Below are 553 nucleotides of genomic sequence, written 5' to 3'. Positions count from 1 at the left end.
CAAATCTCAAATAATTCTTTACCAAACTGACGATGGGCAAACGAAGCTTCAGGTAAAAATAGAAGATGAAACCGTCTGGCTCACTCAGGATCAAATGGCGGAGCTATTTGAAAAGTCAAAGTCAACAATTAACGAACATATAAAAAATATTTATGAAGAAAAAGAACTTGACGAAGTCCCAACCATGAGAAAATTCGGAATTTCCGAATTTTCTACCAAACCGACAAATTATTATAATTTAGACGTAATTATTTCGGTTGGATACAGAGTTAAGTCGGTGCGCGGGACACAATTTCGTATTTGGGCTACACAACGGCTGAAAGAGTATATTATTAAAGGTTTTGCCCTGGACGACGAACGCTTAAAGCAGGGGGGGCAAAGGGCACGATATTTTGAAGAACTGTTACAGCGCATTCGCGACATTCGAAGCAGCGAGCGAAATTTTTATCAGAAAGTGACTGATATTTATGCCACCAGCATTGATTATAGAAAGGACGACAAACAGACCACGGAATTTTTTGCTACCGTGCAAAACAAGATGCACTATGCAGTT

General features: G+C 39.2%; 1 protein-coding gene. It reads left to right on the top strand.

Annotated features, from left to right (window positions below; all coding sequences use genetic code 11):
* Positions 1-553 (top strand): RhuM family protein (gene rhuM / locus BIY37_RS00025; protein ID WP_201789353.1); only part of this gene is annotated, 553 nt, incomplete at both ends.

It is taken from the genome of Candidatus Brocadia sapporoensis (assembly GCF_001753675.2).
GTDB classification, from domain to species: domain Bacteria; phylum Planctomycetota; class Brocadiia; order Brocadiales; family Brocadiaceae; genus Brocadia; species Brocadia sapporoensis.
This window is presented reverse-complemented; position numbering and strand designations above follow the sequence as displayed.